The following is a 16,057-nucleotide window of genomic DNA, read 5'->3' on the forward strand; positions in this document are numbered from 1 at the left end:
CACCGAGGCCGACGAGGACGACGACATGCCGCTGTCGACACGCCTGTCGATAGCGGACGCCCTCACGCTCGGTAACGCCACCTGCGGCTTCCTGGCGGTGTACTTCACCACCACCGGGGTGCTCATCCCGCACATCACGGGCAGCGAGGTCAGCGGCATGGCGCGGCACAGCGCCGCGACCGCCGTCATGCTGATGCTGCTCGCCTCGGTCTTCGACCTCTTCGACGGGCTCGTGGCGCGCAAGCTCCGCAGCTCGGCGATGGGCGCGGAGCTGGACAACCTCTCCGACCTGGTCAGCTTCGGTCTGGCGCCGGCGTACTTCGTCGTGGTGTGGGGCATGGTCACCGACGGCGCCCACCAGCTGATGTCCGCGGTGGCCGCCATCGTGGTGCTGCTGGCGGTGGTGCTGCGGCTGGCGCGGTTCTCCTGCGTCACGCTGCGGGACGGCATCTTCCAGGGGATGCCCTCGCCGTTCGGAGCCCTGACGGTCGTGTCGATCGTGCTGCTGGAACTGCCGTTCTTCCCGACGCTGCTGGCGATCATCGGGGTGGCGTGGCTGATGGTGAGCCGGGTCGAGTACCCGAAGCCGCGGGGGCCGCTTGCGGTCGCCATGCTCGCCTGGATCGCCGCGAGCATGGGCATGCTCGCGGCCTGGGCCTTCGACTCCCCCGGCGGGCAGCTCCTGCTCCAGACGGGCTGCGCGCTCCAGGTGGTGCTGGGCGCGGTGATCCCGCTCTTCGCCACGGCGCGGCGGGTGAACACCTTCCGCGACAACCGCCGCGAGGCCCGGGCGGCCCAGCTGCCGTAGCACTCCCTTGCCCGTCGTACGCGCCCGTGGGCCCGAGCACTCCGCTCGGGCCCACGGGCGTTTCCGGTTCGCGACCGGGGGTCCGGGTCGCCCGCTCCGGGTCTCCGGCCCCCGTCCGGGCGTTTCCGGGCTTCCGTGCCCGGGGCCGTCGCCCCCTGCCGAGTACCGGACCGGGCCTCTGCCGCCGGCTCCGGAGAACTGCCGCCCCGCTTTGCCACGGGTGCGCCAGGAGGCCCGCGAGCCGGCCCCGGGCGCGGACGGCCGGGGCCGCCGAGGCCGGCTGACGGAGGCAGGCCGGACTAAGGCAGACGAGGGCCGGATGGGAGCCGGGCCGTGGCTAGACGGCCCCCAGCCGGTCGGCGGCCAGCCGCTCTCCCACCCGCACCAGCAGCGGCCCCGCGCGGTCGATGCAGACCGCCGGGTCGGGCTCCAAGTCGGTGAGGGCGTAGGCGTGCCCGATCCCGGCCCCGGCGAGCTGCCCGGCGGAGAGGGCCAGCCGTCCGCAGACGGCCACCACGGGCTTCCCCGCCGCCCGTGCCGCGGCGGCCACGCCCGCCGGGGCCTTGCCGCGCAGCGTCTGCTCGTCGAGCGAGCCCTCACCCGTGACGACCAGACCGGCCCGCCGCAGGGCGGCGTCGAAGCCCAGCACCTCCAGCAGCACCTCGATCCCCGGCCGGAAACGGGCCCCGAGCACGGCCAGGGCTCCGTACCCGACGCCGCCCGCCGCACCGGCGCCCGGCGCGGCGGCGCACTCGGACGCGCGCGCCCCGAGGACCCGGTGCAGCACGGTGGCGTAGTGGACGAGGGCGTGGTCCAGGATCCGCACGTCCGCCTCGGTCGCGCCCTTCTGCGGCCCGTAGACGGCGGCGGCACCGTGCGGGCCGGTCAGCGGGTTGTCGACGTCACTGGCCAGGACCAGGTCCGTCGCGGCGAGGCGGGGGTCGAGGCCGGACAGATCGGCGGTCGCCAGCTCCCGGAGCCCGCCGCCCCCGGGCGGGACCGGCTCACCGGCGGGCGTCAGGAAGCGGGCGCCGAGCGCGGTGAGCATCCCGGCGCCGCCGTCGGTGGTGGCGGAGCCGCCGACGCCGAGGACGATCTCCCGCGCCCCGGCGTCCAGTGCGGCCCGCAGCAGCTCCCCGGTCCCGTAGGTGGTGGCCGTGCGCGGGGCGAACCGCCCGGCGGGGAGGTGGCGGAGCCCGGACGCCTCGGCCATCTCGACGACGGCGGTGGAACCGCGGAGCGCGTAGCGGGCCGTGTGCGAGGCGCCGAGCGGCCCGGTGACGACGGCCTCGCGGCGCTCGAACCCGGCGGCGTGGGCGGCGTCGACCGTGCCGTCCCCGCCGTCGGCCACGGGCACGGCCTCGATCCGCGCCCCGGGAGCGGCCCGGCGGATGCCCTCGGTGAGGTACCGGTCGACCTCGGCGGCCGTGAGCGAGCCCTTGAACTTGTCGGTGGCGATCAGCACCGCCGCCCCGGCCCCCGCTCCCGCCTGCGTCCCCGTCTCTGCCCCTGCGGTGTCGGGCACCGTGCACCCCTCGCTTCCGTACGGACGGTGATGACGCCGTGACCCTACCCGCGCCGCACCCGGCCGCCCACACCCCCGGACCGCGGGAACCGCGCGTCAACCGGGCGCGGTAGCCGATTCACCCCATGGCCGGACGGGCCGGACCGACCGCGGGCGGGGGCGGCGATGCCCTGGAAGCGGTGGCGGTGTTGGACGCCGCGAACGTGGACGCGGCCGCGGAGGCCGCTGGGGACGCGGCCGGGGACGGACCCCGCGGCGCTGCCGTCGGGTCCGGGGCCCGGAGTACGGAGCCGGGGAGCCGGGGAGCCGGGGAGCCGGCTCCCGCGTCTACCCGGGTTGACGGGCCGAGCCTCGGGTTCCGGCGGGGCACTACGCTCGGAGGGATGACCACCACCGAGACTCACGACACGGAGACGGCCGGAAACACCGGGACCGCTGGGACCACCGGCGCCGAGACCGCCGCTACCGGGGCCGACGCCGACTACGCCGCCTACATCGCCGGACTGCCCAAGATTCTCGCCGGTGCCGCGGCCCTCTTCCAGGACGCCCGGGGCCACGTCCTCGTCGTCGAGCCCAACTACCGCGACGACGGCCGGTGGATCTTCCCCGGCGGCACCGTGGAATCCGACCTCGGCGAGACCCCCCGGCAGGGCGCCCGCCGCGAGACGGCGGAGGAGATCGGCCTCGACGTGGATCTCGGCCCGCTGCTCGCCGTCGACTGGGTGCCGGGCCCGGGCCGCCCGCCGATCGTCTCGTACCTCTACGACGGCGGAGTCCTGGACGAACGGCAGCTCGCGGCCATCCGGCTCCAGGAGGAGGAGCTCACCGCCTGGCGCCTGGTGCACCCGGACGAGCTCGGCAGCTACCTCAGCCCCGACATGGACCGCCGCGTCCGCGCCGCCCTCGCCGCCCGTGCGGCGGGCAGGTCCCCGGTGGAACTGGAACACGGCCGGGAGCCGGGCGGCACGCTCGCCGGCTGAGCCGGGTTCTCCGGCCGGGACGCGCCGCCCGCCGCCAGGGCGGCCCGGCCCCGGCTGCGCCCCCAGACCCGTGACCCGGGCCGCCGGGACGCGCTGCCCGCCAGCGAGCCGGCCGGTACGGCGCAACAGGGCCGGCGCCGTACCGGCTCCCGGCCGGGACGGGGGGACCGCCCGGCCGCTGTCCGGCCACGCGGGGGTCCCGTCCCGCCGCCGGGCGGCATGACCGGCCGGCGCGGGCGGCCCGGCGGCACGGACCGGCGGAGCACGCGCAAACGGCTCGCGGGGCCGTGTTCCGCCGCTTACTCTCGGGCGCATGAGCAGCGGCAATGGACATGGCAGCGGCACGGAGGGGAAGCCGCCGCTGGTGGCGGTTCTCAGCGGGGCCGGGATCTCGACCGACTCGGGCATTCCCGACTACCGGGGCCCGGCGGGACTGTGGCGGCGGGACCCGGAGGCGCAGAAGCTCGTCACGTACGAGTACTACATGGGCGATCCGGAGATCCGGCGTCGCTCCTGGCGGATGCGCCGGGACAGCACCGCGCTGCGCGCCCGCCCGAACGCCGCCCACCGGGCCGTCGCGGAGCTGGAGCGGTCGGGGGTGCCGGTGCGGGTGATCACCCAGAACGTGGACGGGCTGCACCAGATGGCCGGGATGCCCGACCGCAAGGTGCTGGAGCTGCACGGCACGGCGCGGGCCGTGCGCTGTACGCGGTGCCACGCGCGCTCGTCGATGGAGGAGGCGCTGGAGCGGGTGGCGGCGGGCGAGGAGGACCCGCCGTGCCGGGTCTGCGGCGGGATCCTCAAGTCGGCCACGGTGATGTTCGGCGAGCGTCTGGACCCGGAGGTGCTGGGGCAGGCGACGGCGATCGCGAAGGCGTGCCAGGTCATGGTCACGGTCGGGACGAGTCTTCAGGTGCAGCCCGCCGCCTCGCTGGCCGGGACGGCGGCGCGGCACGGCGCCCGGCTCGTCATCGTCAACGCCGAGCCCACGCCGTACGACGACCACGCCGACGAGGTCGTGCGGGAACCGATCGGCACCGCGCTCCCGGAGCTGCTGGACCGGATCGCGAAGGAGGGCGCGTAGCCCCGGCCGAGCGCGGGCGGCTCCAGGTTGCCCGGTGCCCGGGGCCCGGGGCCCGGGGCCCGGGCCGGAGCTGCGCGCCCGGAGCGCCGGCGCGGCACCGGGAGCGCGGCAGGTGGCCGGAAGGGCGGTGGATGGCGCAGGACCGGCCTGCCCGCACCGTCCTGTGTATCCGGCGCCCCTGGGGTGCCCGCGCCGTGGGCCGGCCCGGAGAAGGGGCCGAGTGCGCGGGCCGGCGAGGCGCTCCCGGCCGGACCGCGCGGGGGCCCGGCGTCAGCAGAGCGACCGGAGGGCGGCAGATGGCCGGGAAACGGGGGAACGGCGGCGCGAGGCCGCCTCCCCGCGCGCCCTCCGGTGTCCCGCCGCGCTCCGGGCCCGGGTCTCAGAAGAGGACCGCGTGGGCGGAGCCCGCTCCGGCCGGGGTGGACACCGCGGGCGAGCCGGGCGCGGGGATCGGAGTCAGGGCCGGGGCCGGGATCGCGCCCTCCAGGGCCAGGAGTTGGCGCTTGCGGTCGAGGCCGCCGCCGTAGCCGGTGAGACCGCCGCCCGCACCGATCACGCGGTGGCAGGGGACGATGATGCCGATCGGATTCCTGCCGTTGGCCATGCCGACGGCACGGGAGGCCGTCGGCCTGCCGAGCGCGGTGGCGAGTTCGCCGTAGCTGAGCGTCTCGCCGTACGGGATGTCGCGCAGCGCGGCCCAGACCTTCCGCTGGAACGGCGTTCCCGCCATGTGCAGCGGCAGGTCGAAGTCCGGGCGCTCCCCGGCGAAGTAGGCGTCGAGGAAGCGGACGACGTCACCGAACGGTGCGCCGCCGGGGCCGGTGGGGCTGCCGAAGGTCTCCTCGGCGGGGCGGTGGCGCTGACCGGTCATGTACAGGCCGGAGAGGACGCCGTCGGTGGCGACCAGCGTCAGCGGGCCTACCGGGCTGTCGACGACGGTGTGGGTGGTGGTGGGCTGGGACATCTCGCTGCGTTCCTCCGTGAGGGGCCGGTTCGTACAGTACGGGGCACCGGCGGTGCGGTGCGCGGGGCGGCGGTGCGATGCGGGTGCGTGTGCGGTCCGCGGACGGTCCGCGGGTGCGGGTTTCTCCCGCGCCCCGGGGGGTGCGGGAGCCGTGCGCGGCCGAGCGGTGCGGATGCGCTCCGCGGCCGATCGGGGGGTGCGGCACGGCCGGGCCGGGTGCGGACGCAGTGCGGCCGAGCTGGGTGCGGACTCACGTGCGGCCGGGCGGATGGCCGGGCCGGTGGTGCCGCCGGGCGGTGGCGCGGGTCCGAACTCCTCACCCACCCGGCGGGCATGTGGTCGGCGGATGGCCGGGTGGTGGCGCGGGTCCGGGGTCCTCACCCGGCGGGCATGTGGTTGATGGGGTGGTCGTCGGTCGCCCACAGGTACTGGACGGCGTAGGCGCGCCAGGGGCGCCAGGCCGCGGCGCGGGCGGTGAGCGCGGCCGGGGTCGCGGGCAGTTCGCACGCGGCGGCGGCGCGGCGCAGGCCGAGGTCGGTGGGGAGGAAGGCGTCGGGGTCGCCGAGGGCGCGCATCGCGATGGTCTCGACGGTCCAGGGCCCGAACCCGGGCAGCGCGGCGAGGCGTTCGCGGGTCGAGCGCCAGTCACTGCCGGGGTCCAGCGCGAGATCGCCGGACGCGAGCGCGGCGACGAGCGTGGTGAGCGTGGTCCGGCGGCTGCGGGGCAGGGCGAGTTTCTCCGGGTCGAGGCCGGCGAGCGCCTCGGGGGACGGAAAGAGGTGGGTGAGGCCGCCGCCCTCGGGGTCGTCCACCGGATCGCCGTGTGCGCGGACGAGCCGTCCCGCGTGGGTGCGGGCGGCCGCGGTGGACACCTGCTGGCCGAGGACGGCCCGTACGGCGAACTCGGCGGCGTCCACGGTGCGCGGCACCCGGCGTCCGGGCGCCTTGTCCACGAGCGGCGCGAGGACCGGGTCGGCGCGCAGCAGCTCGTCCACGGCGACGGGGTCGGCGTCGAGGTCGAGCAGGCGGCGGCAGCGGCTGATGGCCCCGGTCAGGTCGCGCGGGTCGGTGAGGGAGAGGCGGCAGCCGATGTGTCCGGGCCCGGGGTGCAGGCTGACGACCCCGTGTCCGTAGGGAAGGCGGAGGGTGCGCCGGTAGGCGCCGTCCCGCCACTCCTCGACGCCGGGCACGGCCGTGGCGGCGAGATGGCCGAAGAGGTTGTCGGGGTGCAGCGGTGCCCGGTACGGCAGCCGGAGGGTGAGGGTGGCGGGAGCGGGAACGGAACCGGGGAGGCCGGCGCCGGGGTGCGGGGCCTGGCGCTCCCGGTACGGAGCGCCGCCCGGGCCGGCGCCGGCACGGCCGCGCCCGGCCCGGGTGCGCAGCTGGGTCGGCGCGAGCGCGAAGACCTCCCGCACCGTCTCGTTGAACGCCCGGACGCTGGCGAAGCCGGCCGCGAACGCGATGTCGGTCATGGGGAGTTCGCTGGTCTCGATGAGCAGCCGGGCGGTCTGGGCGCGCTGGGCGCGGGCGAGCGCGAGCGGTCCGGCGCCCAGTTCGGCGTGGAGCTGGCGCTCGATCTGCCGGGTGCTGTAGCCGAGGCGGGCGGCGAGCCCGGGAACGCCTTCGCGGTCGACGACGCCGTCGGCGATGAGCCGCATGGCGCGGGCGGTGAGATCGGCGCGCTCGTTCCACTGCGGTGAGCCGGGGGTGGCGTCGGGGCGGCAGCGCTTGCAGGCCCGGTAGCCGGCCTGCTGGGCGGCGGCGGCACTGGGGTGGAAGGTCATGTTCTCGGGCTTGGGGGGCACGGCCGGGCAGCTCGGACGGCAGTAGATGCCGGTGGTGCGGACGGCGGTGAAGAACCAGCCGTCGAACCGCGCGTCCTTCGACCGCACGGCCCGCACGCAGCTCTCGGTGTCGGTGTGCATGCCTCCAGCATCGGGGACGGCGCGGCGTGGTACTGGCGGATTTCCGACATGAGCCTCCCCGGGGCAGTGCCCGGCTCCCGGCCCCGGCCCGCCCGTCTCCCCCGGCCGCGCTGCGGCCGACGGCCGTGCGTCCGCCCGCGGGTGCGGGAGTTCCCCCCTGCGCCGCACCGGAACCGGCGGCGCTCCCGTACGCGGCGGCCCTCCCGTACGCGGCGGCGTTCTGGCCTGCCGTGCTCGGCACCCCCCATCCCGTCAACCACGGTTGACAGGAATCCCTCGTCAACCTAGATTGACGAGCATGGCAGGAACAGAGGCGAGAGAAACCCGCGACACGGCCGAGGCCGCCATGGACCGCGACCCCGCGGTCGGGCTGCGCGCGGTGGCGGCGCTGCGGCGGCTCGTGGAGCGGCTGGAGGCACTCCAGGTCGACAGCGCGCGCCGCCAGGGCTGGTCCTGGGAAGAGATCGGCACCGCGCTCGGCGTGAGCAGGCAGGCCGTCCACAAGAAGCACGCGAGGAGGTAACGGGATGTTCGAGCGGTTCACCGACCAGGCACGGCAGATCGTTGTTCAGGCGCAGCGGGAGACGCGGGACCTCGGACACCCGGAGATCGGTTCGGAGCATCTGCTGCTCGCCGCGCTGTCCCGGCGGGACGACCCGGCCGCCGCGGCACTGTCCCGGCTCGGCGTCACGTCCGGGTCCTTACGGACCGAGGTCGAGCGGCTGACGGACCGGGGAGGCAGCGGACTGGGCCCGGACGACGCCGAGTCCCTGCGCTCCCTGGGCATCGACCTGGACGAGATCCGCAGCCGCGCGGAGGCGGCCTTCGGACCCGGGGCACTCGACCCCGCCCCGGAGAGGACGGCACCCGGCCGGGGTCTCCGGCGGCTGTTCCCGTTCCGGCGCGACCCGCGCGGCGGTTCCCGCCCCGGCGGGCATCTGCCCTTCACGCCGCGCGCCAAGAAGGCACTGGAGCGTTCCCTGCGCGAGGCGCTCTCCCTCAAGGACCGTCATATCGGTACGGAACACGTGCTGTTGGGGCTGCTCAACCCGGAGGACAAGGTCACCACCTCCGTACTGCGCCGGATGGGCGTCGAGCCGGGCACGGCGCGCGCCGCGATCCTGTCCGGCCTCCGCCGGGCGGCCTGACGCGGCCGCGGCGGAGCGGCCGCCCGCCGGACGGAACGGCCCGGCGGGCGGCCGGTGCGCGTGCCCCGGGCCCGCCACGGGCCCCGGCCCGGCCGCCGGCGAACGGCGCCCACAGGGACCGCCGTCTCAGCGGGCCATCCCCCGCAGCCGGCGCCAGACCTGGCGGGCGGCGTGGTGGCCGCACATGCCGTGGACGCCGCCGCCGGGCGGGGTCGCGGAGGAGCAGAGGAAGACCGCGGGGTGCGCGGTGCTGTACGGCACCCGGGCGAGCTTCGGCCGGATCGCCGACTGGAGGCCGTCGAAGGCCCCGCACCCGATGTCGCCGCCCACGTAGTTGGCGTTCTTCGCGGCCATCTCGGGCGGTCCGGCGGTGGCACGGGCCAGGACCAGATCGCGGAATCCGGGGGCGAACCGTTCGAGCTGCCGCTCGATCACCTCGGTGGCGTCGCCCGTCCAGCCGTTCGGCACATGGCCGTACGCCCAGAAGGTGTGCTTGCCCTCCGGCGCGCGGCTCGGGTCGATCAGGGTGGGCTGGGCGGTGAGCAGCAGCGGCGTCTTCGGGTCCCGTCCGCCGACCGCCCGCCGCAGCGCGTCGTCGATCTCCCCGTACGTGGGGCCGATGTGGACCGTGCCGGCCCGCCGCGCCTCCGGGGCCGTCCACGGCACCGGGCCCGACAGCGCGTAGTCGATCTTGAAGACGCCCGGTCCGTGCCGGAAGCCGCGGTAGGCGTTGCCCAGTCCGGCGATCCTCGCGAGGGCGCCCGGCGCGGTGTCGAAGACGTACGCGCGCGCGGGCGGCAGCTCGTCCAGCCGTTTGACGGTGACGCCGGTGTGGACCGTGCCGCCCAGCTCCCGCAAGTAGCCGGTGAGGGCGTCGGAGATTCCCTGCGAGCCGCCGCGCGCGATGGGCCAGCCCCGCTCGTGCGCGGCGAGGGCGAACATCAGCGCGACCCCGCCGGAGGCGATGCTCGTCGGCGTGGCGATCACGTGCCCGGCCAGTCCGGCCAGCAGGGCGCGCGCCTTCCCCCCGCGGAACAGGCGGGACAGCACGGCCACCGGCAGACCGGCGAGGCTCATGAAACGGGCCCAGCGCAGCGGATCACGGGGCATGCCGAGCCACTGGGTGCGCAGGAAGTCGGCGGAGAGGGTCTCCCAGTGCCCGGTGAACGGCTCCAGCAGCCGCCGGTACGCGCCCGCGTCGCGGGCACCGAGCGAGGCGGCGGTCTCCGCCACCGACGGGGCCAGCACGGCGGCGGTGCCGTCCTCCCAGGGGTGGGCCAGCGGCAGGTCGTGATGGAGCCACTCCAGCCCGAAGCGGCCGAGCGGCATGGTGTCGAACGCGGGCGAGCCGACGCCGAGCGGGTGGACGGCGGAGCACGTGTCGTGGCGGAAGCCGGGGAGCGTCAGCTCCTCGGTGCGGGCCCCGCCGCCGACCTCGTCCCGGGCCTCGTAGGCGGCCACGGCGTATCCGCGGCGGGCCAGTTCGACGGCGGCGGTCAGGCCGTTGGGCCCCGTTCCCACCACCACCGCATCGAGCATCGACGGCACCGTACGACTCCCCTTCGGCTGCTGGTCCCCCGGGCCCGCCCGCCGGTCCGGTCCGCCGCGCGCGGTGTTCCCGGGCGGCCCTTGACGGCTTCCGCTCGGTTCCCGGTCTGCGGTGGGTCGGCCGGCGGCGTTCCCGGTGGTGCGGTCTCCGGCCGGCACCGCGCGTCCGCCCGTTCCGCTGAACGTCCGTCAGCGGGCCGGGCGGGCGGCTCGGTTACCGGCCGGTGGCCAGGATAGGCCCGCCCGGCGGCGGAGCACCGGATACGGTGCGGGCCCGGCCCCGGCCCCACTGCCCGCCCCGGGCACTGGGCCCGGCCTCGCCCCGGCACCGTCTCCCCGGCCACGCCCGGGCCCGGCGCCGGCCCCGGCTTCTCGCTCCGGCCCGGGCCTCCGGCCGGGCGCCGGGCAACGAGCAGCCGTCTGCGTTCGGCGGCCCTGCGCGCTCTCTTCCGCGATCAGGCCCGGCAGCTCCGGGAGCGCAGGCCGGCCCCGGTGCCGGCCCTCGCCCCGGCCCCGGCCCCCGGCGCGGGACCGGCTCAGTGACCGCTCTGGTCCTTGCGCTTCGGCAGGTCCGAGCCGCGCATCAGTTCCAGGATCCGCCGGGCCGTGCGCCCGTCTCGGGCGGCCGTGAAGGGCAGGGCGTTGCCGCCGGCGAGGTGGAACGGCTCGCCCGACATGGTGGCGCTCGCCCCGCCCGCTTCGGCCACGAGCAGCAGGCCCGCCGCGTGGTCCCAGGCGTTCTCCCAGCCGAACGCGACCGCGTCCAGCGTTCCCTGGGCGACGTGCAGATACTCCAGCCCCGCCGAGCCGCACGGCCGGGGCGCCACCCCGTCGACCACGAGCCGGGCGAAGGCCTCGTCCTCCTCCAGCGAGGTGAAGTCGGGGTGCGAGGTGGCGATCTCCAGCAGTTCGCCGGGCTGCGCGGCACCGCAGCGCAGCAACTCCCCGTTGAGGCGGGCGCCGCCGCCCTTCACCGCGACCGCCATCCGGTCGGTGGCCGGCGCGTACGTCCAGGAGGCCAGCACCTCCCCCTCGCGGGCGAGCGCGACGAGGGTCGAGAAGCCCGGGTCGCCGTGGACGAACTGGCGGGTGCCGTCCACCGGGTCGACGATCCAGACCGGCGCGGGGCCCTCCAGCGCCTCCAGCACCCGCCGGTCCGCGGACACGGCCTCCTCACCGACCACGACGGAGCCCGGCAGCAGCGCGGGCAGTGCCGCGGTCAGCCGTTCCTCCGCCAGCCGGTCCGCGACCGTGACCAGGTCGTGCGGCCCGGTCTTCACGTCGATCTCGTGCGAGGCGAGCTGCCGGAAACGCGGCATCACCTCGGCGGCCACGGCTTCGCGCACGGCCTGCTCGGCGGCGTCCAGCAGCTTGGCCCACTCCTCCGCGGACAAGTCATCGATCATGTGGTCCATCGAATCACGACCGTCGGACACCCCGCCCCTGCCGGGACATCCGGCACCAAGCACCACACGCACGAGACCCCCGTGCCGGTCACGGCACCACCGCGCCAGCCGGACCGGCCGGACCACGACCGGTGCCACTGACCGCTCAGCCACGTCCACGGCCGGCCCGGCGCCGTCACACCGTGTCGGGGACGCCCGGCAGGCCGGCGCCGCGCAGCACATGCGCGAGGTTCCGGTACCGCTGGGGCGAGCCGGCCGCCGCTTCCAGCAACGGCGGCACCAGCTCACCCGGAGCGGTCTCCGCCACCCGGACCGCCTGCTCGTCCGTACGGGCCCGGAGCATCCCGCCCAGCAGAACCGCGGTCTCGTCGTGGCGGCCCGCGGCGCGCAGGGCGAGCGCGGTGTCCGCCACCTCGGCCGCCGGGCGGCCCGCGCACTGGGCCAGCAGCGCCCGGCAGTCGTCGCCGCGCCCCGCGTCGGCGAGGGCTCCGGCCACCGCGGCGAGCGCGGGCGGGGGCAGCGCGGCGGCCTCCCACACCAGCGTGGCGACCTCGGCGGCCAGCCCTTCCCGCTCCAGTGCCCCGGCGAGGAGCGGCAACCGGTGCGGCGCTCCGGAGACGGCCTCGCACAGCAGCGCGTAGGCCTCGCCGCCGCGGCCCGCGGCCCGCAGAACCCGCAGCCGGGCCGCCGTTTCCCGCGCCTCGTCGCGCGCCGCGGCCAGGAGTTCCCGGTTCCGGGCGGAGGCGCGTTCGCGCCGCTCGCCGTCCTCGTCCCGTTCACCGGTCTCGTACGCGCCGGCGAACCGCGCCCCGCGCGGTGCGGCCGGGGCGGCCGCCGGAGGACCGGGGACGGAACCGGGGCCGGGATCCGGGCCGGGGCCGGTGGCCGCCGGCGGTTCGGCGCGCGCGGTGTTCTCGTCCACCTCCTCGGTCTCCAGTCCTGCGAAGCGCGCCCCGCGCGGCCGGACCGCCCGCTTCGGTGCGGCCCGACGAGGGGACTCCGGCTCACCGGCACGCCCGGCGGCCGGCCCGGGGCTCCGGGGCCGGCGTCCGGTACCCGGTTCGGTGGGGAGTTCCGAGGACGCCGGGGGAACTGACGACGGCGCAGGTCCGAGCGAGCCCTCAGGTCCGAGCGGTGCCCGGGGTCCGGACGGTGCCCCCGCACCGAACGATGCCCCGGCCGCGGGACCGGTCAGTCCGGCTGGGAACGCGGACGGGGCGATGGGACCGGTGGCCGAACCAGGACCGGCGGGGGCTGCCTCCCCGGTCCGGGAACGCCCGGGGCCGACGCCGCCCGCCCCCGGGCGCCGGGGAACGGCCCCGGCCGATCCCGTCGCCCGGGCAGCCGCTTCCGCGGCGTTCCGGGACTCCCGGCCCTCCCCGGCCTCCCGGACGTCCAGGGCCTCCAGCCGCCTGCGCAGCTCCGCGCAACGGGCCGAGGCCCGGTTCACATCGTCCTCCGCCCAGGCCAGTTCGGTACCGTTCCGGGCGCTCACGCCCACAGCGGACCCGGCGCCCGGGGCGGAGCCGGCCAGCCTCCGGAGCCGGACCGCCGCGTACCGGCGTTCCCGGATCATCACGTCGAGCCGGCCCAGGAGTGCCTGCCGCCCGCCCGGACGGGCGTCGTACGCGGCGGCGGCCACCCGGTACGCCTCCCGCACTCTCTCGTACACCTGCTCGGTGGCGGGGATGCCGTACAACGCCGCGAAGTCCTGGAGCAGGGCCTCGGCCACATCCCAGGGGAGCATCTCCCGCCCCTGGGAGCAGGCGTCCATACCCTCCGGGTCGCGCCTCAGAAAGACCGCGTACCAGCCGTCGGCCGGCTCCAGCGCGGCGGTCAGCTCCCCCAGCGCCTGCGTGAACTGCCCCATCGCAGCAAGGTGTTGTCCGTCCGTCACTCTCGCGTCTCTCTCCCCGCCGCGCGGTACGTGCCACTCCGTGGCATTGGACACCGCGCGTGTTCGGTGGGAGTGACGGCGACGCTACGGACGCTTTTCCTCCGGATGTGACGGCGCGGTGCGCGCGCCGACAGCGGAGCGCGCGCCGCCCCGCGAGAGCGGAGGCCGGGCGGGCAGGGACCCGGTCAGAAGGTGACGGCGATCCCCGTGTGCGGCCGCTTGCCCAGCCGCGCCAGCGCTCCGGCCAGGTCGACGACCCGGAAGCGCCAGCCGTACTTGCGGGTCAGGGCCCGCCGGACGAGGACGAGCCCCGCCGGGTCCAGCAGCCGCGCCTCGCCCGGGACGGACCGTGCGCCCTCCTCCACGTGACCCCGCACGTCGCACGGCGTCACGGTCACCCGGCCGCTGTTGCGGATCCGCTTGACCTTCCCCGTGTCGCTCTTCGTCCAGATGTAGAGCCGCTCACCGTCGGAGGCCGCCCAGACGGGGGTGGGCACGGGGGTGCCGTCCCGCCGGTGGGTCACCAGCCGGACGTACGGAGCGCGAGCGAGTTCGTCGGGGACCATGCGCCAACCCTACGGGCCGGACCCGCACGGCCATGCCCGGCCCCGGGGGCCCGGCCCCTCCGCCTCGGCTCCTCCTCGCCCCTCCCGGCTCCCATGCCGGAGCCGGACGGGCAGACGGCCGGAGAGACCAAGAAGGCCAGGACAGCCGAGAGGGCCAGGACGGCCCCGGACAGCCGAGCCGGGAGGCCGAGAGGCCGAGAGCCGGGACGACCGTGACGCCTTCGACTCGACGCGCCCGAGACCCGCCGCTTCTGTCAGCCCTCCTCCCCGTCCTCCGCCTCCGCCTCCGCCACCACCATCGCCGAACCGCCGCCCCGCCGCTCCTTCTCCGCCGCGGCCAGCCAGCGGCCGTCGGGGAGCAGCCGGACACCCGTCACCGCGCCGATCTCCGGGTTGCGCGCGAAGCGGTGGCCCACGGCCTCCAGCCGCTGCCGCACCGGGTCGTCCCACAGGCCCGGCTCCATCTGCGTGGTGGCCGTGTTGCGCTGGCTGACGCGCGGGGCGGCGATGGCCTCGGCGAGCGGCATACCGCGGTCCAGGTGGTTCGTGAGCGTCTGCAGCACGGTGGTGATGATCGTCGAGCCGCCCGGCGACCCGAGGGCCACGACCGGCCGGCGGTCCGCGTCGAGCACGATCGTCGGGGCCATGGACGACCGCGGCCGCTTGCCCGGGCCGGGGAGGTTCGGGTCGGGGACGCCGGGGCCGGCGGGCGTGAAGGAGAAGTCGGTCAGTTCGTTGTTCAGCAGGAAGCCGCGGCCGGGCACGGTGATGCCGCTGCCGCCGGTCTGCTCGATGGTGAGGGTGTACGCGACGACGTTGCCCCAGCGGTCGGCCGTGGTGAGATGCGTGGTGCTCTCGCCCTCGTACGTCGTCGGCGCCGCCGCGCCGCCCGCGCGGCAGGCGGCCGGGTCCCGCGGATCGCCGGGCGCCACCGGGCTGCTCAGCACCGCGTCGTCCCGGATCAGGCACTCCCGGGAGTCGGCGAAGCGCTGCGACAGCAGCTCCCGCGCCGGGACGTCCTCGAACGCCGGGTCGCCGACCCACCGGCCCCGGTCGGCGAACGCCAGCCGGCTCGCCTCGATCAGCCGGTGCAGATGACGTCGCTCGTCCGCCGCCGCGAGGTCGGTGTTCTCCAGGATGTTGAGCGCCTCGCCGACGGTCGTACCACCGGACGAGGACGGCGCCATGCCGTACACGTCCAGGCCTCGGTACTCGGTGTGGGACGGCGCCTGGCGCTTCGTCCGGTACTCCCGCAGATCGGCGGTGGTCAGGTCACCGGGCCGCGGCTCGCGGCCGGCGCCGGGGCGGACCGGGGGGCGGCGGACGGTGTCCGTGATGTCGCGGGCCAGCTCGCCCCGGTACAGTGCCCGGCCGCCGCCGCGGGCCAACTCGCCGTAGGTGCGGGCGAGATCGGGGTTGCGGAGGGTCGAGCCGACGGCGGGCGGCTCGCCGCCGGGCAGGAACAGCTCGGCGGAGGCGGGGAAGTCCCGGAAGCGCTCCTCGTTGTCGGCGGTCTGCTGCCGGAACGTCTCGTCGACGGTGAAGCCGTGCCGGGCGATCCGCTGGGCGGGCCGCAGCACGTACCGGAGGGACTTGGTGCCCCAGGCGCCGAGAGCGGTGTCCCAGGTGGCGGCCGTGCCGGGGGTGCCGACGGAGAGGCCGCTGGTGACGGCCTCGCCGAAGGGGACCGGTTCGCCGTCCTCGCCGAGAAAGAGGGTCTCGTCGGCGGTGCGCGGGGCGGTCTCGCGGCCGTCGATGGTGCGCACGGTGCGCCGCTTCGCGTCGTAGTACACGAAGTAGCCCCCGCCGCCGATCCCGGCGGAGTAGGGCTCGGTGACGCCGAGCGCGGCCGCGGTCGCGACGGCCGCGTCCACGGCGTTGCCGCCGCGCCGCAGGATCTCGATGCCGGCCGCCGAGGCGTCCGCGTCGACGCTGGCGACGGCACCGCCGTATCCGGTGGCCACCGGTGCCTTGGCGGGCGGGGCCGCGGCGGGAAACCCGCCGGCCCGGGCGCTGTCCGCCGGCACCGCCCCCGTCCCCGCCCCCGTCGGTGGCGCGGCCGCCGCCGTGGACAGGACGGCGGCCATGGCCGCGAGCAGCGACAGACTCCGTACGGCGGCGGGACGGGTCATGCGAACCTCCATCGGCACGGGCTCGGGTAGGACGCGGGGGCACGGAAGTACGGGGGGAGGGAACGGGAGGCGGG

General features: G+C 76.7%; 12 protein-coding genes and 2 pseudogenes. 6 read left to right on the forward strand and 8 right to left on the reverse strand.

Features of this window, described 5'->3' with window-relative positions; translation table 11 throughout:
* Window positions 1–25 precede the first annotated feature (25 nt).
* The gene (pssA, locus tag IF83_RS0123835; protein WP_078843801.1) at window positions 26–808 is read left to right on the forward strand and encodes a CDP-diacylglycerol--serine O-phosphatidyltransferase; all 783 of its coding nucleotides are present in this window, start codon (window positions 26–28) and stop codon (window positions 806–808) included.
* Between the two features lie 337 nt (window positions 809–1,145).
* Here pssA and IF83_RS0123840 read toward each other — a convergent pair whose 3' ends face one another.
* The gene (locus tag IF83_RS0123840; RefSeq protein WP_244177183.1) at window positions 1,146–2,333 is read right to left on the reverse strand and encodes a glycerate kinase; all 1,188 of its coding nucleotides are present in this window, start codon (window positions 2,331–2,333) and stop codon (window positions 1,146–1,148) included.
* A gap of 383 nt (window positions 2,334–2,716) precedes the next feature.
* On the opposite strand from IF83_RS0123840, the gene IF83_RS0123845 reads away from it, so the two are divergent.
* A complete protein-coding gene (locus IF83_RS0123845; protein ID WP_078843792.1) occupies window positions 2,717–3,313 on the forward strand; it encodes an NUDIX domain-containing protein in 597 nt (198 codons plus the stop codon).
* 313 nt (window positions 3,314–3,626) lie between these two features.
* A complete protein-coding gene (locus tag IF83_RS0123850) occupies window positions 3,627–4,397 on the forward strand; it encodes an SIR2 family NAD-dependent protein deacylase (protein ID WP_051723263.1) in 771 nt (256 codons plus the stop codon).
* Between the two features lie 379 nt (window positions 4,398–4,776).
* Here the strand turns inward: IF83_RS0123850 and IF83_RS0123855 are convergent, their stop codons facing one another.
* A complete protein-coding gene (locus tag IF83_RS0123855) occupies window positions 4,777–5,361 on the reverse strand; it encodes a methylated-DNA--[protein]-cysteine S-methyltransferase (RefSeq protein WP_078843794.1) in 585 nt (194 codons plus the stop codon).
* A gap of 377 nt (window positions 5,362–5,738) precedes the next feature.
* Window positions 5,739–7,286, reverse strand: coding sequence for a DNA-3-methyladenine glycosylase 2 family protein (locus IF83_RS0123860; protein WP_030547448.1), 1,548 nt, complete (start codon window positions 7,284–7,286; stop codon window positions 5,739–5,741).
* A gap of 298 nt (window positions 7,287–7,584) precedes the next feature.
* Between IF83_RS0123860 and IF83_RS0123865 the strand changes: the two genes are divergently transcribed.
* The 3 genes and pseudogenes from IF83_RS0123865 to IF83_RS35015 form a co-directional block, all read left to right on the forward strand.
* Window positions 7,585–7,809, forward strand: a complete 225-nt coding sequence (locus IF83_RS0123865; RefSeq protein ID WP_030547450.1) for a hypothetical protein — start codon at window positions 7,585–7,587, stop codon at window positions 7,807–7,809.
* Window positions 7,810–7,813: 4 nt separating this feature from the next.
* Window positions 7,814–8,002: pseudogene (locus IF83_RS35715) on the forward strand (Clp protease N-terminal domain-containing protein); the annotation flags it as partial.
* 207 nt (window positions 8,003–8,209) lie between these two features.
* A pseudogene (locus IF83_RS35015) lies at window positions 8,210–8,434 on the forward strand (Clp protease N-terminal domain-containing protein); the annotation flags it as partial.
* A gap of 126 nt (window positions 8,435–8,560) precedes the next feature.
* On the opposite strand, the gene IF83_RS0123875 reads toward IF83_RS35015, so the two are convergent.
* The 5 genes from IF83_RS0123875 to ggt all read right to left on the reverse strand — a co-directional run bounded on the left by IF83_RS0123875 (window position 8,561) and on the right by ggt (window position 15,983).
* The gene (locus IF83_RS0123875; RefSeq protein WP_208605935.1) at window positions 8,561–9,973 is read right to left on the reverse strand and encodes a phytoene desaturase family protein; all 1,413 of its coding nucleotides are present in this window, start codon (window positions 9,971–9,973) and stop codon (window positions 8,561–8,563) included.
* 545 nt (window positions 9,974–10,518) lie between these two features.
* Window positions 10,519–11,388, reverse strand: a complete 870-nt coding sequence (locus tag IF83_RS0123880; protein WP_051723278.1) for an inositol monophosphatase family protein — start codon at window positions 11,386–11,388, stop codon at window positions 10,519–10,521.
* Window positions 11,389–11,563: 175 nt separating this feature from the next.
* A complete protein-coding gene (locus IF83_RS0123885; RefSeq protein WP_037681066.1) occupies window positions 11,564–13,258 on the reverse strand; it encodes a hypothetical protein in 1,695 nt (564 codons plus the stop codon).
* Between the two features lie 212 nt (window positions 13,259–13,470).
* The gene (locus tag IF83_RS0123890; RefSeq protein ID WP_030547459.1) at window positions 13,471–13,851 is read right to left on the reverse strand and encodes a PPOX class F420-dependent oxidoreductase; all 381 of its coding nucleotides are present in this window, start codon (window positions 13,849–13,851) and stop codon (window positions 13,471–13,473) included.
* 254 nt (window positions 13,852–14,105) lie between these two features.
* Window positions 14,106–15,983, reverse strand: coding sequence for a gamma-glutamyltransferase (gene ggt, locus IF83_RS0123895; RefSeq protein ID WP_030547460.1), 1,878 nt, complete (start codon window positions 15,981–15,983; stop codon window positions 14,106–14,108).
* Between the last annotated feature and the right edge of the window lie 74 nt (window positions 15,984–16,057).

Source organism: Streptomyces albus subsp. albus (assembly GCF_000719865.1).
GTDB classification, from domain to species: Bacteria; Actinomycetota; Actinomycetes; order Streptomycetales; family Streptomycetaceae; genus Streptomyces; species Streptomyces albus_E.

Bases quoted from the DNA above. Each gene is read 5' to 3' on its own strand.
- pssA (WP_078843801.1), top strand. From the start codon at position 26: ATGCCGCTGTCGACACGCCTGTCGATAGCGGACGCCCTCACGCTCGGT.
- IF83_RS0123845 (WP_078843792.1), top strand. From the start codon at position 2,717: ATGACCACCACCGAGACTCACGACACGGAGACGGCCGGAAACACCGGG.
- IF83_RS0123850 (WP_051723263.1), top strand. From the start codon at position 3,627: ATGAGCAGCGGCAATGGACATGGCAGCGGCACGGAGGGGAAGCCGCCG.
- IF83_RS0123855 (WP_078843794.1), bottom strand. From the start codon at position 5,361: ATGTCCCAGCCCACCACCACCCACACCGTCGTCGACAGCCCGGTAGGC.
- IF83_RS0123860 (WP_030547448.1), bottom strand. From the start codon at position 7,286: ATGCACACCGACACCGAGAGCTGCGTGCGGGCCGTGCGGTCGAAGGAC.
- IF83_RS0123865 (WP_030547450.1), top strand. From the start codon at position 7,585: ATGGCAGGAACAGAGGCGAGAGAAACCCGCGACACGGCCGAGGCCGCC.
- IF83_RS0123875 (WP_208605935.1), bottom strand. From the start codon at position 9,973: ATGCTCGATGCGGTGGTGGTGGGAACGGGGCCCAACGGCCTGACCGCC.
- IF83_RS0123880 (WP_051723278.1), bottom strand. From the start codon at position 11,388: ATGATCGATGACTTGTCCGCGGAGGAGTGGGCCAAGCTGCTGGACGCC.
- IF83_RS0123885 (WP_037681066.1), bottom strand. From the start codon at position 13,258: ATGGGGCAGTTCACGCAGGCGCTGGGGGAGCTGACCGCCGCGCTGGAG.
- IF83_RS0123890 (WP_030547459.1), bottom strand. From the start codon at position 13,851: ATGGTCCCCGACGAACTCGCTCGCGCTCCGTACGTCCGGCTGGTGACC.
- ggt (WP_030547460.1), bottom strand. From the start codon at position 15,983: ATGACCCGTCCCGCCGCCGTACGGAGTCTGTCGCTGCTCGCGGCCATG.